This is a genomic window from Paraburkholderia tropica, assembly GCF_900109265.1.
Taxonomy (GTDB): Bacteria; Pseudomonadota; Gammaproteobacteria; order Burkholderiales; family Burkholderiaceae; genus Paraburkholderia; species Paraburkholderia tropica.
The window spans coordinates 162,623-184,544 of sequence record NZ_FNZM01000011.1 but is presented as its reverse complement, the minus strand read 5'-3'; the positions used below and the strand labels follow the sequence as shown (position 1 = coordinate 184,544).

Annotated in this window: 21 protein-coding genes, 1 tRNA gene and 1 pseudogene; 13 read left to right on the top strand and 10 right to left on the bottom strand. The window is 66.4% G+C overall.

The annotated features are described in order from the left end of the window. Positions 1-4 precede the first annotated feature (4 nt). A complete protein-coding gene (locus tag BMY06_RS19810; protein ID WP_074984742.1) occupies positions 5-1,276 on the bottom strand; it encodes a Zn-dependent hydrolase in 1,272 nt (423 codons plus the stop codon). 71 nt (positions 1,277-1,347) lie between these two features. Then, complete coding sequence (locus BMY06_RS19805; RefSeq protein WP_065063702.1) at positions 1,348-2,667, bottom strand: MFS transporter; 1,320 nt, start codon at positions 2,665-2,667, stop codon at positions 1,348-1,350. A gap of 238 nt (positions 2,668-2,905) precedes the next feature. Between BMY06_RS19805 and BMY06_RS19800 the strand changes: the two genes are divergently transcribed. After that, positions 2,906-3,856, top strand: coding sequence for a LysR family transcriptional regulator (locus tag BMY06_RS19800; protein ID WP_065063704.1), 951 nt, complete (start codon positions 2,906-2,908; stop codon positions 3,854-3,856). Between the two features lie 66 nt (positions 3,857-3,922). On the opposite strand, the gene BMY06_RS19795 is transcribed toward BMY06_RS19800, so the two are convergent. The 3 genes from BMY06_RS19795 to BMY06_RS19785 all read right to left on the bottom strand — a co-directional run bounded on the left by BMY06_RS19795 (position 3,923) and on the right by BMY06_RS19785 (position 8,847). Further along, positions 3,923-4,381: a DUF4149 domain-containing protein gene (locus tag BMY06_RS19795; RefSeq protein WP_065063706.1), complete on the bottom strand. Its 459-nt coding sequence runs from the start codon at positions 4,379-4,381 to the stop codon at positions 3,923-3,925. A gap of 108 nt (positions 4,382-4,489) precedes the next feature. Further along, positions 4,490-6,808 carry a DNA topoisomerase IV subunit A gene (parC, locus tag BMY06_RS19790; protein ID WP_074984741.1) on the bottom strand — a complete coding sequence of 773 codons (2,319 nt, stop codon included), beginning with the start codon at positions 6,806-6,808 and terminating at the stop codon, positions 4,490-4,492. A 47-nt stretch (positions 6,809-6,855) separates the two neighbouring features. Beyond that, positions 6,856-8,847 carry a DNA topoisomerase IV subunit B gene (locus BMY06_RS19785; RefSeq protein WP_065063711.1) on the bottom strand — a complete coding sequence of 664 codons (1,992 nt, stop codon included), beginning with the start codon at positions 8,845-8,847 and terminating at the stop codon, positions 6,856-6,858. A gap of 376 nt (positions 8,848-9,223) precedes the next feature. Here BMY06_RS19785 and BMY06_RS19780 point away from each other — a divergent pair, with 376 nt between their 5' ends. Then, positions 9,224-9,514, top strand: coding sequence for a nucleotidyltransferase family protein (locus BMY06_RS19780; protein ID WP_074984739.1), 291 nt, complete (start codon positions 9,224-9,226; stop codon positions 9,512-9,514). After that, positions 9,511-9,864, top strand: coding sequence for a HepT-like ribonuclease domain-containing protein (locus BMY06_RS19775; protein ID WP_074984738.1), 354 nt, complete (start codon positions 9,511-9,513; stop codon positions 9,862-9,864). The genes BMY06_RS19780 and BMY06_RS19775 overlap by 4 nt, the downstream gene beginning before the upstream one ends. 35 nt (positions 9,865-9,899) lie before the next feature. Here BMY06_RS19775 and BMY06_RS19770 read toward each other — a convergent pair whose 3' ends face one another. Then, the gene (locus BMY06_RS19770) at positions 9,900-11,828 is read right to left on the bottom strand and encodes an ATP-binding cassette domain-containing protein (RefSeq protein ID WP_074984736.1); all 1,929 of its coding nucleotides are present in this window, start codon (positions 11,826-11,828) and stop codon (positions 9,900-9,902) included. Between the two features lie 134 nt (positions 11,829-11,962). Further along, complete coding sequence (locus tag BMY06_RS19765; protein WP_065063716.1) at positions 11,963-12,373, bottom strand: DUF4399 domain-containing protein; 411 nt, start codon at positions 12,371-12,373, stop codon at positions 11,963-11,965. A gap of 286 nt (positions 12,374-12,659) precedes the next feature. On the opposite strand from BMY06_RS19765, the gene BMY06_RS19760 reads away from it, so the two are divergent. From BMY06_RS19760 to BMY06_RS19720, 10 genes are all read left to right on the top strand, one after another. After that, positions 12,660-12,842, top strand: a complete 183-nt coding sequence (locus BMY06_RS19760; RefSeq protein WP_027816562.1) for a rubredoxin — start codon at positions 12,660-12,662, stop codon at positions 12,840-12,842. Between the two features lie 264 nt (positions 12,843-13,106). Next, positions 13,107-13,181, top strand: a tRNA-Arg gene (locus BMY06_RS19755). Positions 13,182-13,395: 214 nt separating this feature from the next. Next, positions 13,396-13,701, top strand: coding sequence for a hypothetical protein (locus BMY06_RS19750; RefSeq protein WP_065063718.1), 306 nt, complete (start codon positions 13,396-13,398; stop codon positions 13,699-13,701). A 41-nt stretch (positions 13,702-13,742) separates the two neighbouring features. After that, the gene (locus BMY06_RS39630) at positions 13,743-13,892 is read left to right on the top strand and encodes a hypothetical protein (protein ID WP_161495587.1); all 150 of its coding nucleotides are present in this window, start codon (positions 13,743-13,745) and stop codon (positions 13,890-13,892) included. Between the two features lie 113 nt (positions 13,893-14,005). Continuing rightward, a complete protein-coding gene (locus tag BMY06_RS19745; RefSeq protein ID WP_065063781.1) occupies positions 14,006-14,269 on the top strand; it encodes a hypothetical protein in 264 nt (87 codons plus the stop codon). A 147-nt stretch (positions 14,270-14,416) separates the two neighbouring features. Further along, a complete protein-coding gene (gene dcm, locus BMY06_RS19740) occupies positions 14,417-15,850 on the top strand; it encodes a DNA (cytosine-5-)-methyltransferase (protein WP_080180705.1) in 1,434 nt (477 codons plus the stop codon). 34 nt (positions 15,851-15,884) lie between these two features. Then, positions 15,885-16,334 carry a very short patch repair endonuclease gene (locus BMY06_RS19735; RefSeq protein ID WP_065063720.1) on the top strand — a complete coding sequence of 150 codons (450 nt, stop codon included), beginning with the start codon at positions 15,885-15,887 and terminating at the stop codon, positions 16,332-16,334. Between the two features lie 158 nt (positions 16,335-16,492). Next, positions 16,493-16,996, top strand: coding sequence for a YbhB/YbcL family Raf kinase inhibitor-like protein (locus BMY06_RS19730; protein ID WP_065063722.1), 504 nt, complete (start codon positions 16,493-16,495; stop codon positions 16,994-16,996). A gap of 71 nt (positions 16,997-17,067) precedes the next feature. Continuing rightward, a complete protein-coding gene (locus BMY06_RS19725; RefSeq protein WP_074984853.1) occupies positions 17,068-18,492 on the top strand; it encodes an MFS transporter in 1,425 nt (474 codons plus the stop codon). A gap of 130 nt (positions 18,493-18,622) precedes the next feature. Further along, positions 18,623-19,180: a hypothetical protein gene (locus BMY06_RS19720; RefSeq protein ID WP_065063724.1), complete on the top strand. Its 558-nt coding sequence runs from the start codon at positions 18,623-18,625 to the stop codon at positions 19,178-19,180. Between the two features lie 293 nt (positions 19,181-19,473). Here BMY06_RS19720 and otsA read toward each other — a convergent pair. From otsA to BMY06_RS19705, 3 genes and pseudogenes are all read right to left on the bottom strand, one after another. Next, positions 19,474-20,877, bottom strand: a pseudogene (gene otsA, locus BMY06_RS19715) (alpha,alpha-trehalose-phosphate synthase (UDP-forming)); the annotation flags it as partial. Positions 20,878-21,177: 300 nt separating this feature from the next. Then, on the bottom strand, positions 21,178-21,438 hold the full coding sequence (locus BMY06_RS19710; protein WP_074984734.1) for a hypothetical protein: 261 nt from the start codon (positions 21,436-21,438) through the stop codon (positions 21,178-21,180). Between the two features lie 125 nt (positions 21,439-21,563). Then, positions 21,564-21,908, bottom strand: coding sequence for a hypothetical protein (locus tag BMY06_RS19705; protein ID WP_074984732.1), 345 nt, complete (start codon positions 21,906-21,908; stop codon positions 21,564-21,566). Positions 21,909-21,922 lie beyond the last annotated feature (14 nt).

Genomic DNA, 21,922 nt, shown 5'->3' with positions numbered 1-21,922 from the left:
TCCGTCATGCGTCGGCTTCTGCGTTCACCGCCTGCGATACGCGCGCACCGGCGCGCGCGGCCACGGCGTTGAGCAATACGTTGGTGCCCGCGGTCACGTCCTCGGGCAGCGCGTCTTCGGCTTCGTTGTGCGAGAGGCCGTCCACGCAGGGGATGAACACCATCGCGGTCGGGCAATAGCGCGCGAGGTGGATAGCGTCGTGCCCCGCGCCGCTCACGATGCGTTCGTTAGGATAGCCAAGCGCTTCGACGGCCTCGGCGACGAGACCCACGCACGCGGCGTCGAACGGCGTCGCCGGGCTGGTCCAGCAATGCTGGATCTGCGCACCGAGACCGCGCCCCGCCGCCGCCGACGCACAGACGGCGCGCAGATCGCGCTCCATCGCGTCGATCTGCGCATCGTCGGGATGACGCAGATCGACGGTGAACGTGAGGTTCGCGGCAATCGTATTGCGCGACGAATTGGCGACCTGGATCTGGCCGATCGTCACCAGACCGAGCGGCGCGTAGCGCGCCATCACACGCTCGATTTCCAGCGCCATCTGCGCCGCGCCGAAGAAGGCGTCCTTGCGATAGCGCATCGGCGTCGTGCCCGCGTGCGCGGCCACGCCCGTCACCGTCACGTCGAACCAGCGAATCGCCTGGCCGCCCGTCACCACGCCGATGGTGGTGCCGTTCGCTTCGAGAATCGGGCCTTGTTCGATGTGCGCCTCGAAGTAGCTGTCGACGGCCACGCCCTGCACGGGATGCATGCCGCGCGCGCCGCATGCGTCGAGCGCCGCGCCGAGCGTCACGCCGTCGGCGTCGGTGCGCGCGAGCGCGTCGTCGAGCGTCATCGCGCCGGCGAACACCGCCGAACCGAGCATCGCGGGCGTGAAGCGCGCGCCTTCCTCGTTGGTCCACGAGCAGATCTCGATGGGCTTCTCCGTGACGGCATCGGCGTCGTTAAGCGCGCGCACCACTTCGAGCGCGGCCAGCACGCCATACACGCCGTCGAAGCGGCCGCCTTCGGGCTGCGTGTCGAGGTGGCTGCCCATGATCACGGGCGCGGCGTTCGCGTCGGTGCCGGCGCGGCGCGCGAACAGGTTGCCGACTTCGTCGGTCCACACGCTCATGCCGGCTTCGCGGCACCACGTCGCGAACAGCTCGCGGCCGCGGCGGTCTTCTTCGGTAAGCGCGAGACGGCGCACGCCGCCGCCCGCCGTCGCACCGATCTTTGCCATCTCCGTGAGACTCGCCCACAGACGCGGGCCGTCGATATGCAGAAGTGCTTTCATCGATTCAATTCCTGGTTTGTTGCCTGATTCTTTGCGTGACTCTTTGCTTCACAAGGCGAATTACAGGCGCGTCAATGCGAACCCACGGCCTTGGCGGCGGACTCGTCGTGCGCGTGCTGGCTGCGGCGCGCATCGAGCCCGACGATGCAGAACAACGAGATGCCTGCGAGGCAGGTGTAGAACACCGCCAGCGGCCACCACTGGCCCGTGTAGCGATGCGCGAGCCAGGTGCCGACGAGCGGCGTGAGACCGCCCGCGATCGCGCCGCACACCTGGTACGAGAGCGAGATCGCCGAGTAGCGCACGCGCGTCGGGAACACGCCCGAGACGAAGCCCGCGATCACCGAATAGAAGCTCGCCATGCAGACCACCGCGATGGCGATGCCGATCACCATCGGCACGACCTGCCCCGTTTGCACGAGCATGAACATCGGGTACGGCGAGACCATCGCCGCGAGTGCCGCGCACTTGAGGAAGCGCGCGCCGCCCATGCGTTCGGCGAGCCACGCGGCGAGCGGCTGCGAAAGGAACTGGATGAACGCGACGATAAACAGGCAGTCGAGAATCAGCGAACGCGTGATGCCGACGTACTGCGTCGTGTACGCGATCATGAAAGTGTTCGTGAAGTACACGCCCGCGATGCCGATCGTGTTCGCGCCGATACACAGCAGCACGAGGCCCCACGCCGACTTGAACACCTCCGCGACCGGCAGCTTCACGGTGCGGCGCTGATCCTTGAGCTTCTCGAATTCCGGCGATTCGTTCACGCCCAGACGGATCATAATGCCGACCACGAGCAGCACGGCCGAGACGAGGAACGGCAGACGCCAGCCCCACGAGAGGAAATCGGCCTTGTCGAGCGACGTGACCGAGCGGAACGCGAGCAGCGACAGAATCAAACCCGCCGGCGAGCCGAGCTGCGCAAACGAGGCGAAGAAGGTGCGACGGCCTTCGGGCGCATGTTCGCCCGCCATCAGCACCGCGCCGCCCCACTCGCCGCCCACGGCGATGCCCTGCACCACGCGCAGCAGCACGAGCAGCACGGGCGCGAGCGCGCCGACCTTCGCGTACGACGGCAGCAGGCCGACGCAGACGGTCGCCACGCCCATCATCATCAGCGTGGTCATGAGCGCTTTCTTGCGGCCGATGCGGTCACCGAGATGCCCGAAGATCAGGCCGCCGAGCGGACGCGCGAAGAAGCCCACGGCGAAGGTGGCGAACGAAGCCATCGTGCTCACGAAGCGGTCTTCGGACGGGAAATACAGTTCGCCGAACACGAGCGCGGCGGCCGTGGCGTAGATGTAGAAGTCGTACCACTCGATCATGGTGCCGATGAACGCCGCGGCGGCGGCGCGCACCGGTTGCCGGGCGGGGGTTTGTGGGGTGGTCATCTGGTCAGTCTCCTCGGGCGCGAATCGTCTTGCGCGGGTGTTGCACGGGTGTTGCGTGATGTTTTGTCCGGCGTTGTCCGGCGTTCTGCGTCGCATCGAAGCCGACGGCAGGCAACGCGCACGCAAGCTTTATCGCTGGCCACAAATCATTAGTCAAATTTCGCGTTATTATTCAGCGCATAATTCTGGCTTATACCTACGGCAGAATGCCCCGCCGCGCCGCCTTTCGGAGACGCCCATGCGCGCCGACACCACCCGTTTTCTGAACGACCGCCTCGACTGGAATCTGCTGCGCACCTACCTCGCGATCATGCAGGAGCGCAGCCTGAGTCGCGCCGCCGCGCGCCTCTACGTCACGCAGCCCGCCGTGAGCCAGGCGCTCAAGCGCCTCGAAGACGCGCTCGGCCGCAAGCTCATCGAGCGGCGCGGCGCGCAGTTCGTGCCTACTCAGGCGGGCGAAGAGGTGTATCGGATCGCGAGCGACATCTACGGCAACATCTCGCGGCTCGAAACCGAACTCGACGAGCGCACCGCCGACATCACCGGCTCGATCCGTCTGCTCACGGTGAGCCGCATCGAGTCGCGCGTCTACGACGAATTCCTCGCGGAATTCCACGTCGCGTATCCGCGTATCGATCTCCAGATCGAGGTGATGCGCTCGTCGGACATCATTTCGTCGGTGCTGCAGAAGACCGCGACTGCGGGCCTGAGCCTGTGCCGCACGCCCGTCGACAAACTGGAGATGCGCTGCTTCCTGCGCCAGCGCTATGCGATCTTTTGCGGCCGCCATCACCGGCTGTTCGGCCTCTCGCAACTGACGATGGAGGATCTGCTCGCGGAGAATTTCGTGTCGTTCACGAGCGACCAGATCGGCGACAGCCTCTCGCCGCTCACGGTGTTTCGCGATCAGCGCGGCTTTACGGGGCGGATCGTGGCGTCGTCGCCGAGTCTGGACGAAGTGCGGCGGCTGATCTTCGCGGGCTACGGCATCGGCTGCCTGCCCGAGCACGCGGTGAAGGACGATCTGGCGCGGCAGCGCTTATGGCAACTGCCGCCGGAGGAAGGTCTTGCGGACGTCGATATCCACTTGCTGTGGCATCGCGACCGCAAGATGAATGCGGCCGAAGAAGCGTTCTTCGGCGCGATGGAGCGCTGCATGCAGCGTTACGCACTCGCGGAGCGTCTTTGAGTCGCGTTTAAGCGGCAACTCACGACGCGCCGCGAATTGACGACAAGGCGCGCTAAAGCGAAAAAATCAGAACCCGCGCGCCAGCGCCGCCACGCCGATCGTCACGACGCCGAGCACGAGATTGATGAACACGAGGCGGCGCATCGAACCCACGGCGCGCGCGCCGTCGGGCCACTTCTGCGCCTGCACGGCGCGGCGGATGCGCGGAAACACCGCGAAGCGCACGTGACCGAAAATCAGCATCATGATGACGCCCAGACCCGCCATCGCGTGCAGTTGCCACGTGGCGTGACCGCCGCCGAATTGCATCAGCAGGAAGCCGCCCGTCAGCAGGATCACGATGATGGAGATGCCCACCCAGTTGAAGAAGCGGCTGAACACCGATTCGATCAGCGGCAGGCGCAACTGCGGCGAAAGATCTTCCAGCGCCGGGCGCAGACAGAAGTGCGCGAACACCATGCCGCCTACCCACACGGCCACGCTCAAGAGATGCAAAAACAGCGCGACTTCGATCGCGTGACCCATGCTTGAAATTCCTCGTGCTTGAAAAAGATTCCGGTACGAACCGCCGCGGCATTATTCCATGCCCGTCGACCGTTCGTACCGGATGTGCGCCGCTGACTGCGAATCCAATCAGCCCGGCAGCACCGGACGCATGCCCGTGATGACCTTGAGCTTCGAGTCCGGCGCGCGGCCCTTGCGCGCACGCTTGCCGATCTGCGGCGCAAGCACCGCGCCCGCCATCAGGTCCTCGCCCGGCTTCTGCGCGCGACCCGTGCCCACGAGCACCACGCCCGCCGCCGAGATCGCCAGCGCCTGCGTCAGCGTTTCCTTGTCGTCGAGCTGCATCAGCGTGACGCCGCGGCCGCCGCCCGACAGCGTCTTCATCTCGTCGAGACCGAACACCAGCAGGCGTCCGCCCGAGGACAGACACGCGACCTGGATCGCGCCCGGCAGCATCGGCATCGGCGCGAGCGGCGTGCAGCCTTCGTCGATCGTCATGAAGGCCTTGCCCGCCTTCACGCGGCTGACCATGTCCCCGATCTTCGCGATGAAGCCGAAGCCGTTGCTCGACGCGAGCAGCAGCGGCTGGTCGGCGCTCGCCGCGAAGTAATGCAGCAGATGCGTGCCCGCTTCCAGCTCGATCAGCGACGTGACCGGCACGCCGTCACCGCGGCCGCCCGGCAGTTGCGCGACCGACACCGAATAGACGCGACCCTTGCTGCCCCACGCGATCAGCACGTCGGGCGTGCGGCACTGGAACGCCGCGTAGAGGCCGTCGCCGGCCTTGAACGTGAAGCTCTGGCTGTCGAGGCCGTGGCCCTTGAGCGCACGCACCCAGCCCTTCTGCGACACCACGACCGTGACCGGCTCGTCGACGACACGCGCTTCGAAGGTCGCGCGCTTTTCCTGCTGGATCAGCGTGCGGCGGTCGTCGCCGTATTGCTTCGCGTCGGCTTCGATTTCCTTCACGATGAGCCGCTTCATCGACGACTCGTTCGCGAGCAGTTCTTCGAGCTTGGCCTTCTCGTCGCGCAGTTCCGCGAGTTCCTTCTCGATCTTGATCTTCTCGAGCCGCGCCAACTGACGCAGGCGGATTTCAAGAATGTCCTCGGCCTGGCGCTCGGACAGACCGAACGCGCTCATCAGCGCGGCCTTCGGCTCGTCCGACTCGCGGATGATGCGGATGACTTCGTCGATGTTGAGGAAGACGATCATCCGCCCTTCGAGGATGTGGATGCGGTCGTCGACCTTGGTCAGGCGATGCTGCGTGCGGCGCGTGACCGTGGCGAAACGGAAGCCGATCCACTCGCCGATGATCTCGCTGATGCCCTTCTGACGCGGACGTCCGTCGGCGCCGATCATCACCAGATTGAGCGAGGCGTTCGATTCGAGACTCGTGTTCGCGAGCAGCGAATTGACGAACTCGGCCTGATCGATCTTGCTGGTCTTCGGCTCGAACACGAGACGCACGGGCGCGTCCTTGCCCGACTCGTCGCGCACGGCGTCGAGCAGGCCGAGCATGGTCTGCTTGTTCTGCAACTGCTCGGGCGTGAGCGTCTTCTTGCCGAGCTTGAGCTTCGGGTTGGTCAGCTCCTCGATTTCCTCGAGCACCTTCTGGCCGGACGTATTCGGCGGCAGTTCGGTGACGACCAGTTGCCACTGGCCGCGCGCGAGGTCTTCGATCTTCCAGCGCGCGCGCACCTTCAGGCTGCCGCGGCCCGATTCGTAGGCCGCCGCGATTTCCGCTTCGCTCGAAATGATCTGGCCGCCGCCCGGGAAGTCGGGGCCCGGCACCTTCTCCATGATCTCCGCGTGCGTGAGCTTCGGATTGCGGATCATGGCGACGGCCGCCGCCGCGACTTCGCGCAGGTTGTGCGACGGGATTTCCGTGGCGAGACCGACCGCGATGCCCGACGCGCCGTTGAGCAGCAGCATCGGCAGACGCGCGGGCAGCGTCTTCGGTTCCTGGAACGAGCCGTCGTAGTTCGGCATGAAATCGACGGTGCCCATGTCGATTTCGTCGAGCAGCAGCTTCGCGATGGGCGTGAGGCGCGCTTCGGTGTAACGCATGGCCGCCGCGCCGTCGCCGTCGCGCGAGCCGAAATTGCCCTGACCGTCGATGAGCGGATAGCGCATCGAGAAGTCCTGGGCGAGACGCACGAGCGCGTCGTACGCCGACTGGTCGCCGTGCGGGTGGTACTTGCCGAGCACGTCGCCGACCACGCGCGCCGACTTCACGGGCTTGGCGTTATCGCCGAGACCCATTTCGTTCATCGCGAACAGGATGCGGCGCTGCACCGGCTTCTGGCCGTCGCAGACGTCGGGCAGCGCGCGGCCCTTCACCACGCTCACGGCGTAGTCGAGATACGCGCGCTCCGCGTAGTGGCCGAGCGTGAGCGAGTCGCCGCCTTCCGCGGCGCCATTCACTTCAGCAAAAAGATCGTCCATGTTTCAATCAGTCCGTAATCGTGTGCGGGCGGGTGAACGGGAGGCGGTCAGATGTCCGCTTCGACTTCGTTGCCCTTTTCTTCGAGCCACGAGCGGCGCGAGGCCGCTTCGCCCTTGCCCATCAGCATGGTCATGCGCGCGACGGTCGACTCGTAGTCGAGGTCGCCGAGCAGGATGGGCGAGAGGCGGCGCGTGTCGGGATTCATCGTCGTGTCCCAGAGCTGTTCGGCGCTCATTTCGCCGAGGCCCTTGAAGCGGCTGATGCTCCATTGCGTCTCGCGCACGCCGTCCTTGCGCAGCTTGTCGAGAATCGCTTCGAGTTCGCCTTCGTCGAGCGCGTAGAGCTTCTGCGCGGGCTTCTTGCCGCGCGCGGGCGCATCGACGCGGAACAGCGGCGGACGCGCCACGTACACGTGGCCGCGCTCGATCAGCTGCGGGAAATGCTTGAAGAACAGCGTGAGCAGCAGCACCTGGATGTGCGAGCCGTCAACGTCCGCATCAGAAAGAATGCAGATCTTGCCGTAGCGCAGATTCGAGAGATCGACGGTCTCGTCGGGGCTGTGCGGATCGACGCCGATCGCCACCGAAATGTCGTGCACTTCGTTGTTGGCGAACAGGCGGTCGCGCTCGGTTTCCCAGGTGTTGAGCACCTTGCCGCGCAGCGGCAGGATGGCCTGGTACTCCTTGTCGCGGCCCATCTTCGCCGAACCGCCCGCCGAGTCGCCCTCGACGAGGAACAGCTCGTTGCGCGCGATGTCGGTCGCTTCGCAGTCGGTCAGCTTGCCGGGCAGCACGGCCACGCCCGAGCTCTTGCGCTTCTCGACCTTCTGGCCCGCGCGCGTGCGCGCCTGCGCCTGCTTGATGACGAGATCGGCGAGCTTCTTGCCGTGCTCGACGTGCTGGTTGAGCCACAGTTCGAGCGCCGGACGCGAGAACGACGAGACGAGCTTGACGGCGTCGCGGCTGTTCAGGCGTTCCTTGATCTGCCCCTGGAACTGCGGATCGAGCACCTTCGCCGAGAGCACGAACGAGACGCGCGCGAACACGTCTTCGGGCAGCAGCTTCACGCCCTTCGGCTGCAGATTGTGCAGTTCGACGAAGCTCTTGACCGCCTGGAACAGGCCGTCGCGCAGGCCGCTTTCGTGCGTGCCGCCCGCGGGCGTGGGAATCAGGTTGACGTAAGACTCGCGCGTGAGCGCGCCTTCCTCGCTCCAGGCCACGACCCACGCGGCGCCCTCGCCTTCGGCGAAGGTGTCGTCGGTCGTGCGGGCGTCGGCGTAGCGCTCGCCTTCGAACAGCGGGATCAGCAGATCGGCGCCGCCCATGCCTTCGAGCAGGTAGCCGCGCAGGCCGTCTTCGTACTTCCAGCTCTGGCGCTCGCCGGTCTTCTCGACGACGAGCGTCACTTCGACGCCCGGCAGCAGCACGGCCTTCGAACGCAGCAGACGCTGCAATTCGCCGAGCGGCAGATTGGGCGAGTCGAAATACTTGGGATCGGCCCACGCGGTCACGCGCGTGCCGGTTTTCTTTTCGTCGCGCGCGGCGTTGCGCGAAGTCAGCGGCTTGGTGACGTCGCCGTTCGAGAAGCCGATTTCGGCGACCTTGCCGTCGCGCCAGACGGTCACGTCGAGGCGCGTGGAGAGCGCGTTGGTGACCGACACGCCGACGCCGTGCAGGCCGCCCGAGAACGTGTAGGCGCCGCCGGCGGCCTTGTCGAACTTGCCGCCAGCGTGCAGGCGCGTGAACACGATCTCGACGACCGGCACCTTTTCTTCGGGATGCAGGCCGAACGGAATGCCGCGGCCGTCGTCCTCGACCGACACGGAATGGTCGGCGTGCAGCGTCACCGTGATGCGCTTGCCGTAGCCGCCAAGCGCCTCGTCCGAGGCGTTGTCGATGACTTCCTGGATGATGTGCAGCGGATTCTCGGTGCGCGTGTACATGCCCGGCCGCTGCCGGACGGGCTCGAGGCCCTTGAGCACCTTGATCGACGCTTCGCTATAGCCAGTGTTTCCAGCGTTGGACTTCTTCGTTGACATGGTGATCCACAGGGGTTGTCCGCGCTTGTCCACAGCTTCTGTGGACATCTGCGTGGAAAACGCGTTGAGCGTTCAAAAAAATCGAAACGAAACAAGGGCGTGGTCGGGCTGCTCGCCTGGCTCGCAGGCGCGGCGCGCGTGCCCGCTCCACCGTATTCGCGAGGTATTGTACTGATTTGGGACCGCGCGGCAATTTGCGAAGGGGTCGGCCGTTCGGCCGAGGGGCGGCGCGAGACGCGCTTCGCGTAGAATGGGCCGCTTGCGGCAAGGGGTTTGGGCGCCGGTTTGGGTGCCGGTTTGGGCACCTCGTCCGGCGCCGGATCGAGCTGGACCGTTCGTTGCAACCTTTGCTGGGAATGGGGAGCCGGGAGCTGTCATGAGACCGTCCGAAGCTTTGCGCGTGCACCGCGCGGAAATCCGTGAAATCGTCGCGCGTCATCACGCGACGAATGCACGCGTGTTCGGTTCGTCCGCGCGCGACGAGGATGATGAGGGGAGCGATCTCGATCTGCTGGTCGATCCGACGCCGCAGACCACACTGATCGACATCGCGCAAATCCAGCTGCGGCTGGAAGCGCTGCTCGGCGTGAAGGTCGACGTGCTGACACCCAAAGCCTTGCCGGAAAAATTTCGCGCGAGCGTCGTGGCGAATTCGGTGCCGGTATGAGGAAGGAAGATCTGCGCACGCCGGATTACCTGCAGCACATGCTCGACGCTGTAGACCGTATTCGCAGCTACGTCGCGCCGCTTTCGCTAGAAAGCTTCGAAGCCACCCCCATGGCGATCGACGCCGTCGTGCGGAACCTCGAAATCATCGGTGAAGCCGCCCGCAATATCATGCGCGGCGACCCGGAGTTTGCCGCCGCGCACCCGGAAATACCGTGGGAAGCGGTTTATGGCATGCGCAATCGCGTCTCGCACGCGTATTTTTCTGTCGACACGAGCATCGTCTGGAGCACCGTGCAAACCTGGGTGCCCGAGCTGCAGCAAAAGCTGTTGAATTTGCAGGCGGAATAAAAAAGCGGCCCGCAGGCCGCTTCTCTCACATCACATCACTTGCGCTTCGCTTCCAGTTCTTCCCAGCGCTCCAGCGCGAGCAGCAATTCCTCGTCGATCGCCGCATAACGCTCGCTCAACCGCGTGCCTTCCTGCGCGTCCTTCGCGAAGATCGAGCCTTCCTCGATGGTCGCGCCGATGGTCTTCTGCTCCGTTTCCAGCGCCTCAATGCGCTTGGGCAGTTCCTCCAGCTCGCGCTGCTCCTTGAACGACAGCTTCACGCTGCGCTGCGCGTTGCGGCCCGTCGCGCTATCTTTCGGCGCGGCGGCGGCCGGCGCGGCTTCCTTCGGCGCGCGGGCTTCGGCCATTTCCTGCGAGCGCGCGCTCTGCGTCTGCCAGTCGCTGAAGCCGCCCACGTATTCGCGCCACTTGCCCTCGCCTTCCGAGGCGATCACCGACGTCGCCACGTTGTCGAGGAACGCGCGGTCGTGGCTCACGAGCAGCACGGTGCCGTCGTAGTCCGCGAGCAGTTCTTCGAGCAGTTCGAGCGTGGGGATGTCGAGGTCGTTGGTCGGTTCGTCGAGCACCAGCACGTTCGCCGGACGCGCGAACAGACGCGCCAGCAGCAGCCGGTTGCGCTCGCCGCCCGAGAGCGACTTCACGGGCGAACGCGCGCGCTCCGGCGCGAACAGGAAGTCGCCCAGATAGCTCATCACGTGCTTCTTCGCGCCGTTGATCTCGACCCAGTCGCTGCCCGGGCTGATGGTGTCGGCGAGACTCTTTTCGAGGTCGAGCTGCGCGCGCATCTGGTCGAAGTACGCCACCTGCAGGTTCGTGCCGACGCGCACCGTGCCCTCGTCGGGCTTCAGTTCGCCGAGAATCATCTTGAGCAGCGTGGTCTTGCCCGCGCCGTTCGGGCCGACGAAGCCGATCTTGTCGCCGCGCATGACCGTGGCCGAGAACGTATCGACGATGGTCCGTCCGCCGTAGCGCTTGGTCACGTCGGTCAGTTCGGCGACGATCTTGCCCGACTTGTCGCCCTGCGCGACGTCGAGCTTGACGTTGCCCTGCACGTTGCGGCGTTCGCTACGCTCGCTGCGCATCTGCACGAGCCGCGCGATGCGCCCGACGCTACGCGTGCGGCGCGCTTCCACGCCCTTGCGGATCCACACTTCTTCCTGTGCGAGCAGTTTGTCGAACTTGTCGTTTTCGACGCGCTCCACTTCGAGCTGCTGCGCTTTGCGCTCCTGATACTGCGTGAAGTTGCCCGGATACGAGAGCAGCTTGCCGCGATCGAGTTCGACGATGCGCGTGGCCACGCGGTCGAGGAACGCGCGATCGTGGGTGATGAACAGCAGGCTCGAACGCTGCGACACGAGCAGGTCTTCGAGCCAGCGGATGCCGTCGAAATCGAGGTGGTTGGTCGGTTCGTCGAGCAGCAGCACGTCGGGCTGCACGACCAGCGCGCGCGCCAGCGCCACGCGCTTTTGCATGCCGCCCGAGAGCGCGCCGACGCGCGCGTCGCCGTCGAGGCCGATCTGCGCGAGCGTGGTCGCGACGCGCGTGCGCCAGTTCCAGGCGTCGGCGGCGTCGAGCGACGATTGCAGCACGTTCATGCGCGCGAGCAGCGCGTCGTGTTCCACGCCTTCGGGCGTGTCGGCGAGCTTGTGCGCGACCGCGTCGTATTCGTCGAGCAGCGCGCGCGCCGTAGCGAGACCCGAGGCGACCGTGTCGAACACCGTGGCCTCGACATCGAAATCGGGCTCCTGCGGCACGTAGACGGTCGAGAGATTCTGTTGGCGCGTGACGAGCCCGTCGTCGGGCTTCGCGAGATCGGCGACGATCGTGAGCAGCGACGACTTGCCCGCGCCGTTACGGCCGATCAGGCCGACGCGTTCGCCGGCTTCGAGCGAAAAGTCCGCGTGATCGAGCAGCGCGACGTGGCCGAACGCGAGTTGCGCGCCGGTGATGGTGTAAAGCGACATGGATGGGACCGTGGCCTGCGTTGGAGAGCAAGCGCGTATTGTACCGGGGCGCGCGGGCGGGACCTGGGCCGATCGGGGCGAACCCGACCAGGCTCAGGCTGAACGCGCCGCGCGCCGTCACACGGCTGCGCCGCTTACTTCACGTGCACCGTGATGGTCTGGCTCCAAGCCGGGCCGTAGGACTGGTGCGCGCCGTTGGCGAATTGCGCCGTGAGCGTGTGGTCGCCGGGCGGCAGCGTCACGTCGGCTTCGGTCTGGCCTTTGCCGTAGTGGATCGATTTTTCGTTGACGGGCACGACTTCGCCCTGCGGCAGCGCCTTGCCGTCGATCAGCAGATGATGGTGGCCCGTGTTCGGCGTGGTCGTGCCGGCGGGCGCGACCGTCATGCCGTCGACGCCGAATTTCACGTGCACGGGGTTGCTGACCGTCGCGCCGTCTTTCGGCTCGACGAAGTAGACGCCCTCGGCGCGCGCCACGCCGCTTGCCGCGAACAAGGTTGCGAAGGCGCTCAACGTCGCGCCGGCGAGCCAGATTTTGCGAGTCATCGTGATGCTCCTGAGAATGATGTCGATGCTGTCGGTTGTAGGTGATTGGCGGGCGATCTGCCCGGCGCGTTCCCCGCGGCGGTTTGTGATCCTGCTTGCGATCCTTGGTTCGTTTGCGCCCCAGCTTACACCGCGTCCGTGACTGCGCGCCGTCAAACTGCGACATGTTGGCCCAGGCCGCTTTCGGCGCCTTCTCCGTTTTCCGGTAACATCGCGGGTCGCCCATCGCCCCGCCAAATGGGGGCAAATGACGGGCATCGGCATCGAATTGAACGAAAGGTATGTTGTGAGCGAAGTGATCGAATACAAAAGCTGGGTCTGTCTGATCTGCGGATGGATCTATAACGAAGAAGAAGGGTTGCCCGACGAAGGCATCGCCGCCGGCACGCGCTTCGCGGATATCCCCGAAGACTGGCGCTGCCCGCTGTGCGACGTGGGCAAGGCCGAATTCGCCGTTGTCGAGTTCTGATCGCGCGCGCGGACTTGCTGAACGGGTCCGCTGAACCGAGCCACTGACGCATCGGCGGGTGGTTTCCAGCCGGAATGTGTTTGCTATACTCTTGCGCCTGCGTCGCACGTGGCGCGCAGCCCGGCCGCGGTTCGATCCGCGTGCAGTCCGGGCCGCCCCAGAACAGTGCGACGCGTGCGACGGCTCCGCGCCATGACGGGTGACTTGGGAAACATGGCGGCTTGGCGGAGCCCGGCGCATTGCGCCTCGCAGCGGACCTGACCGCTCCCTGTAGTTCAATGGATAGAACAAGTGCCTCCTAAGCGCTAGATGCAGGTTCGATTCCTGCCAGGGGGACCAGCCCACACGCGAGACCGCTCGCCTCGTTGCATCGTTTCCGGCGGCACGCGTCCTGCGCCGGTTCGGATTCGATTCCAGCCCCGACTCCCGCGTCAGCCTCACCCGCCGCTCCAGGCGTTTCCCTTTTCGTCGTGCCGGCCAGGCATCGCCAATGCATTACGCTTGCGCGAGTGCCCGCCCTTCATCGCATCCAATTTTTTCAGGCAGATTCACCATGGACATCCACAAGCAAGTCGCCGCTCTCACTCATTCGGAACTGCAGACGGCCGGCGCGAGCCAGGCCACCGCGATCGCCGTGAGCGTGCTGCTGCGCCATCTGAGCTCGCCCGAACTCGTGAAGCTGTTGAACTCGGCGTTCGAAAACCATCAGGCCGTGATGCTGCAAACGCCGTGGCCCGAGCAGATGCTCGCGTCGTTCGAAGCGACGCGCCGTTTCCTCGAAGGCGCGGCGCAAGGCCCGGCGCCGGTCGAACCGGAAACGCCGGATTCGCCGGAAGCCGCGGATTCGTCCGAGGAGTAAGCGCGACGGGCCGCGCGCGTCGTCTGACAGTGGTTTGTCAATTGTTAACGTTCACGCGGAGCGGCATCGCCTACCATGGTCTCCAACAAAAGAAGGAGACCACCGTCATGACTTCGCCCTACGTATTCGCCTTGATTGCCGCGCTCGCCGCCATGGTCGCGTCGTCGCTGGCCATGTTGCTGATCGGCTGAGCGGCCGACGCACATCAGGGTAAATACGGGGGTCTGCGACCCTCAAGTTAGGGTCGGAACTGTCGTAATCTTCGTACATGGACACGACACGTCCCCTCCCGGCCGGCCACCTGATGTCGAATCTCATCGACCAGGACATTGCGCATATTCGGCGCGTCATGCCGCTTTCGCTCTCGGGCGATTTCGGCGGCCCCATCCTCCCCGTCATGTACTGGCGCTCGCGTCTGCATCGGCTGCTCGATACCGGGCACGTCAACAAAGGCCAGCTCGCCAAGATCGACAGTCTGCTGATCCAGCTCGATCTCTACGAACTGAACGCCGAGACATCCGCTGCCGCAACCGCCAGGCAAATCATCGGACAAGCCGCGCGCCACTGATCGGCGCCGTTCTGCCGCGTTTCGACGCTTTTCACGCCTTTTCACCGCACCTTGCCGTTTCTCGCCGCCGCGCCGCGGTCGAGGCGCGCGCACGTCTGTCTGATCGTGCCCGGAAATCCTGGTGCCGCGGGTCGACCATCGGTCATAATGTCCGCCAAAATACCCAGAGAGGACTTCGTGCACCCGGCCCAACCGCGAGACCTGCTTGCGCAGGCACGTCAGCGCTTCACGCAGCAGCAGATCGCCGCCCACGTCGGCAAGGACGTCAAGACCGTGCGCCGGTGGGAAAAAGGCGAAACGCCTTGCCCCGCCATGCTCGAAGCCGCGTTGCGCGAATTGCTGCGCAGCGCCGAACCCGTTCGGGGCGCCGCGTCGGGCGCCGGCGCCGCGCCGGCGCGCTTTCGTTTCGTCGATCTGTTCGCGGGCATCGGCGGGATCCGCATGGGCTTCGAGGCGCACGGCGGCCGCTGCGTGATGACGAGCGAGTGGAATCCGTTCTCGAAGAAGACCTATCTCGAGAACTACGGCCAGACCGATGCCGAAGGCCACGCCTTCGTCGGCGATATCACCGCGTTCGAGGCCGCCGACGTGCCCGACCACGACGTGCTGCTCGCGGGCTTTCCGTGCCAGCCGTTTTCGATCGCGGGCGTCTCGAAGAAGAACGCGCTCGGCCGTCCGCACGGTTTCGAGTGCACCACGCAAGGCACGCTCTTTTTCGACGTGGCGCGCATCATCGCCGAAAAGCGGCCGGCCGCCTTTCTGCTGGAGAACGTCAAGAACCTGCTGTCGCACGACAAGGGCCGCACCTTCGACGTGATCCTGCAGGTCCTGCGCGACGAACTCGGCTACGACGTGCACTACCGCGTGATCGACGGCCGCCATTTCACGCCGCAGCATCGCGAGCGCATCATCATCGCCGGATTTCGCGAACCGACCGATTTTTCGTGGGACGCGCTCGACCTGCCCGAAGACGGCCCGCGCCTCGCCTCGATTCTGCATCGCACCGACGGCAGCGAACCGGTTCTGCCGTGGGACGGCGAGCGTTTCTTCGATCACACCGCGCGCCGCGTGCAGCCGAAGTACACGCTCACGCCCGGTCTCTGGGCCTATCTCCAGCAATACGCCGAGAAGCATCGCGCAGCCGGTAACGGCTTCGGCTACGGCCTCGCGTTTCCGGAGAGCGTGACGCGCACGCTGTCGGCGCGCTATCACAAGGACGGCAGCGAGATCCTCGTGCATCAGGGCGAAGGCTTGCGTCCGCGCCGCCTGACGCCGCGCGAGTGCGCGCGCCTGATGGGCTTTCCCGACACGTTCCGCATTACCGTGAGCGACACGCAGGCGTATCGCCAGTTCGGCAACAGCGTGGTGATGCCGGTGATGCGCGAAGTGGCGCGCACGATGATGCCGCATCTCGACGCGATGCTCGCGAAAGCGCCGGCCGGCAAGCGCGCGGCGAAGTCGGGCAAGAAATCGGTTGAGGAAGCGGTAACGCTGGGCGAAGCACAACCCGCAGCGAAAGCCGCCGCGAAAGCCCCCCGCCGCCGCGCACCAGCCACCGCCGAAGCCGCCGCCTCGGCCTGAGCGGACCTTCGCACACACGTCAGGACGAATCAGCATGGTCGACGTCGTGGATGCCGCCACCCGAAGCCGGATGATGTCCGGCATTCGCGGGCGCAACACGAAGCCGGAAATCCTGATTCGCAGCCTGCTGCATCGCCGCGGCTTCCGCTTTCGCCTCGACGTGCGCGAACTGCCGGGCCGCCCCGACATCGTCCTGCCGCGCTATCGCGCCGCCGTGTTCGTGCACGGCTGTTTCTGGCACGGCCACGACTGCGCGCTTTTCAAGTGGCCCGCCACGCGGCCCGAATTCTGGCGCGACAAGATCGCCCGCAACCGCGCCAACGACGCCAAAGCCATCGCCGCGCTCGCCGCCCAGGGCTGGCGCGTCGCCGTGATCTGGGAATGCGCGTTGCGCGGCGCGTCACGCGATCCGCAGGCGGTCGTCGACCGGCTCGCCGCGTGGCTCGCCACCGAGCAAGGCGCGTGGTTCGAAGCGCGCGCCTGAGACGTTGCGACCTGAAGCCGCGCGAACCTGCGTCGTCGCGGAAAAGCGCCTGCGCATCGCGGTGCTAAACTGGATCGACACGCTCTGCGCAGGCTGTGCGAGCCGCATACGTCCGCGCATCCGCTCAAGACCCGGCACCCACGAAAAGGAGACAAGCGATGGCTGACTTTCGACTCTGGTCCGACGACTTTCCGGGCAATGGCTTCATGCCGAAGGCGCAGGAGTTCGACGATCGGGCCTTCGGCGTCGATGGCGACAACGTCTCGCCCGCGCTGCAATGGGACGCCCCGCCCGCCGACACGCAAAGCTTCGCCATCACCGTCTACGATCCCGACGCGCCCACCGGCAGCGGTTTCTGGCACTGGGTCGTGGTCAACGTTCCGCCCGACGTGCGCTCGCTCGCGCGCAACGCGGGCAAGCCCGACGGCAGCCTGCTGCCGCAAGGCGCCGTGCAGATGCGCAACGACTACGGCACGGTCGGCTTCGGCGGCGCCGCGCCGCCGCGCGGGGACAAGCCGCACCGCTACATCTTCCGCGTGCACGCGCTGAAGGCGGCGCAACTGCCCGTCACGCCCGAGACCACCAACGCGGTCGCGCGCTTCATGACGCATCTGAACGAAATCGACTCGACGACCTACGTCGGGCTCTACGAACTGAAATAACGCGCGCCGCGCGCCCACGCACCGCGCGCGCCGCCATGCAGCTTCCGGCGGCGCGCGCCGTCCTTTCCTCGATGCCGATCACCACGCCAACCGCCTCATCGCGCGCACCCGCCGCGCACCCCGCCGACGACGCCGAATCCGGCCTGCCCTTCCCCCAACGCTATTACGCGATCCTCGTGGTCGCGCTCGGCATCACGCTTGCCGTGCTCGACGGCGCGATCGCCAACGTCGCGCTGCCGACCATCGCGCACGACCTGCGCGCGAGCGCGGCCAGCTCGATCTGGATCGTCAACGCCTACCAGCTTTCGGTGACGATCTCGCTCCTGCCGCTCGCCTCGCTCGGCGACCGCATCGGCTACAAGCGCGTCTATCTGGCCGGTCTCGCGCTCTTCACGGTCGCCTCGCTCGGCTGCGCGCTCGCGGGGACGCTCACGCAACTGGCGCTCGCGCGCATGATCCAGGGCTTCGGCGGCGCGGGCATCATGAGCGTGAACACCGCGCTCGTGCGCATGATCTATCCGCGTGCGCAGCTCGGGCGCGGCGTGGCGATCAACGCGATGGTGGTGGCCGTCGCCTCGGCGGTTGGCCCGACGCTCGCCTCGGGCGTGCTCGCCATCGCCTCGTGGCCCTGGCTGTTTGCGATCAACGTGCCGATCGGCATCGCCGCCTTCGCGCTCGGCGTGCGCGCGCTGCCGATGAACGAAGGGCATCCCGCGCCCTACGACTACGTGAGCGCCGTCTTCAACGCCATCGTGTTCGGTCTCCTGATCTTTGCCGTCGACGGCTTCGGCCACGGCGAAAACCCGCTCTGGATCGCCGCCCAACTCACGGGCGCGGTGGTCGTCGGCTGGTTCTTCGTGCGCCGCCAGCTCAGCCAGCCCGCGCCGCTGCTGCCCGTCGATCTGCTTGCGAATCCGGTGTTCGCGCTCTCGATCAGCACTTCGGTCTGCTCGTTCTGCGCGCAGATGCTCGCGTTCGTGGCGCTGCCGTTCATGTTGCAGGACGCGTTCGGTTTTTCGCAGGTCGACACCGGCTTGCTGATGACGCCCTGGCCGCTCGTCATCATCGGCGCGGCGCCGCTCGCGGGCTGGCTGTCCGACCGCTACGCCGCCGGCATGCTCGGCGGCATCGGCCTCGTGCTGTTCGCGCTCGGGCTGTTGTCGCTCGCGACGCTCGGCGCGCATCCCTCGGTGTTCGACATCGGCTGGCGCATGGCGCTGTGCGGCGCGGGTTTCGGCATTTTCCAGTCGCCCAATAACCGGCAGATTCTCTCGTCCGCACCGCGCGAACGCAGCGGCGGCGCGAGCGGCATGCTCGGCACCGCGCGGCTCACGGGGCAAACGCTCGGCGCGGCACTGGTCGCGCTGATTTTCGGCGTCGCGCCGCAGCACGGACCGGCGCTCGCGCTGTATGTGGCGACGGCGTTCTCCGCCGTGGCCGCCGTCGTGAGCCTGATGCGGCTCGTGCCGCAGCGCAACGCACGCCTGCGCGGCTGACGCGGGCCGCGCGGATCGCCTCGCGTTTGCCCTCACGTTTCGCACAGGCACGCACTAACATGGGATTACGGCGCGCCGCACGCGCGGCGCGTCTTCCTTCGGTGAGTCAACCTTGCGAAGGGGGATTCCCATGTCACTGATCGTCGCCGGGCGCTTCACGACCTTCCCCGCCGCCGAAGCCGTCGCCGACAAGCTGTTCGCGCGCGGTTTCGTCGAAGAAGACGTCAACCTGTTCTTCGTCAATCCGCGCGGACAACACGCGCGTCACACGCCGCATCCGGTGGCCGTGGCCGCCGCGCCGCCGCATCGCACGCGCAATCTCACCCTCGGCGCGGTCGCGGGCGCCGTGGCCGGTGTCGCGCTGTTCGGCGCGCTGCTGTCGGCGTCGCTGCCGGCGGTGGTGATCGCGGCGGGCGTGGGCGCGTGGATCGGCGCACGCATCGGCGCGGGCTGGCACCGCGCGAGCGAGCACGAGGAGCGCGTGCATCACGAGATGCGTCAGTCGGGCGTGCTGCTCGCCGTGCACGTGAGCCCCGATAACCAGGCCGTCGCCGCCGACGTGCTGCGCGAAGCCGGCGCCGACGACGTCGAGCGCGCGTCGGGCCAATGGCACGGCGGCCACTGGGCGGATTTCGATCCGACCGCCGCGCCGCATCCGTTCGGCGAAGCGGGCGCGCAACGCGCCTGAAGCGACACGCGGCACCACGCGGCGCGGCAAGCGTGCGCAAAAAAACGGCGACTCGAAAGCCGCCGGGGGGTGAATCGTCTGTCGTCCGCGTTAACGCGTGACGACGATGTGCATCGCGATCATTCCGCCTTCGCCTTGCTGACGGTGGCGGCGCTCGACGCCGGCTTCGCGGCGGCCTTCGCCGACGCCTTCGAAGGCAGATCGACTTGCGCAGCTTTCGCGACCGGAACCGCGACCGGCGGGACCGGAGCGATCGGTGCAATCGATGCATTCGGCACGCCCGGCGTCGCACTGCGCGCCTTCGCCGTGGCCGTCACCGAAGCCGCCGTCGCGACGCTGCGCAGATCGGCGAGGAACGTATCGCGCCACACCGAAAGATTGTTCTCGCGCAGCGACGCCATCATGTCCTCGTAGCGCGACTGGCGCTCGGCATACGGCATCGAGAGCGCGCGCTCCAGCGCCTCGGCGGTCTGATTCAAATCGTAAGGATTCACAACCAATGCGCCAGGCAACTGCTCTGCCGCGCCCGCGAACTGCGAGAGCACCAGCACGCCCGGATCCTCAGGATTCTGCGACGCCACGTATTCCTTCGCGACGAGGTTCATGCCGTCACGCAGCGGCGCGACATAACCCACCTGCGCCTGGCGGAACAGCGCCATCAACAGATGACGTTCGTACTTGCGGTTCAGATACTGGATCGGCGTCCAGTCGAGCTGCGCGAAGCGGCCGTTGATGCGTCCGGCCTCGCCTTCCAGATTGCGGCGGATGGTCTGATAGGTCTGCACGTCGGAGCGCGTCGGCGGCGCGATCTGCAGGAGCGAGACGCGGCCATGCCAGCCCGGCCCGTTCTGCAGCATGCGCTCGAACGCCTGGAAGCGCTCGGCGAGCCCCTTCGAATAATCGAGACGATCGACGCTCATGATGAGCTTGCGTCCGCGCATCGCGTCGCGCAGGCTGCGCACCGGCTTGCGGTCGGTGAATTGCGCCGCCGACTTCGCGATCGAATCGGGATAGATGCCGATCGGGTACGCGCCCACCTTCAGGAAGCGATCCCAGGCGTGCACCATGCCGTCTTCGCTCGCGGTGCCGTGGCCGCCGCGCTCGATGTAGTCGACGAACGCCTGACGGTCCGCATCGGTCTGAAAACCGACCACGTCGTAATGGCACATGAACTTCATCAGTTCTTCGTGCGGCGGCACCGAGCGCATCACTTCGGGCACCGGCAGCGGAATGTGCAGGAAGAAGCCGATCGGATTCTTCACGCCGAGGTCGCGCAGGCAGCGCGCGAACGGAATCAGGTGATAGTCGTGGACCCAGATGATGTCGTCGGGCTGGATCAGCGGCTTGAGCTGGCGCGCGAGCGTCACGTTCACGCGCAGATAGCCGCCATATTCCTGGCGCTCGTAGCGCGCGAGGTCGTTGCGATAGTGGAACGTCGGCCAGAGCGTCGTATTCGAGAAGCCCTTGTAGTACTGGTCGTAGTCACGGCGGGTGAGTCCTACCGTCGCGTAGGTGACGCTGCCCTGCTGCTCGATGACCGGCGCGGCCGGCTCGGCGACCGTTTCGCCGCTCCACCCAAACCACACGCCGCCCGTCTCCTTGAGCGCGTCCAGCACGCCGACCGCCAGCCCGCCTGCTGCGGGACGGCCTTCTTGCGTCGGTGCCACGCGATTCGATACCACGATCAGTCTGCCCATTGCGGCCAATCCTCCTGTTTCGTTGCTTCGTTGTTTCTCGTGCGTCCGAAGACGTTGCCTCAGGCACGCACGCAAGATCCGCGCCTCCTTTGCCCGACAAGGAACGGATTTAAACGGGGCACAAACGGACGCCGACACCTTCCGCGCGCACGCGTCCCGACTGCGCGCGCGGTGAATGCGCTGCGCAAAAGCAGGGTGGGATGCCTGACTGCGAGTGAACTTCGACTGAACTTCGACTGAACTTCGACGGGAGCCGCGTTCGCCGACGGAGCGCTCGGCAGCGCGACTTGAACCGATCGATCAAGCGTCCTGCTCCGAGCCCAGATCCCGCTGATAGTCGATGCCCTCGGCGCGCGCGCCGCCCTGGTTGTGCTCGCCGTCGGGCGGCACGCCGGGCGCGGGGCGATTCTGGCCGGCCGGATCGGGGCTGTATCCGGACGCACCGGAAGCGCCGGGCGAGCCGGAAGACGGATCGGCGGAACTGCCGCTTTTCGGTTCTCCGTCACGCGAGCCGCGCCGGGCCGAGTGACGTGCGGAGCGGCGCAATGCGGGATGTCTCATGTCGATGCCTCCAGCGGGAAGGCTGCCACGCAGCGTGGGCGTTTTTTATAGTCTAGGGTTCGCCGCGTGAATTTGCCGGTAAATATGGCGATTGGTTTGTAACTCGTACATAAAAATCGCGGATGTCACCGATGCTGCAACACTGGCGCGGCCCGGGACGGCGCGGACGGGGTTCGATCGTCGCCGGGACGGCAGGTCCAGCTTGCCCAACGCGCCCAGCGCGCCCACGCCGAGCGGCCCGCCTCGCGCGCATACGCGGCCACGCGCGCCCACTCGTCGTGCGACTCGCGCGTGCGCATCACGGGATAGTGTCGGATCGAGCGCGGCACTTCGCCCGGCTGCGGCGGCGGATCGCCGACCGGGGGCACGTCGGGCGTGCCGGGTTCGCTGGGCGGCGGATCGTCGGGTTGCGGCGTATGGGCAAGCCACGGCTTCACGCGGAACGGATCGGATTGTTTGCAGCTGGGCATCGTGCACTCCTCCA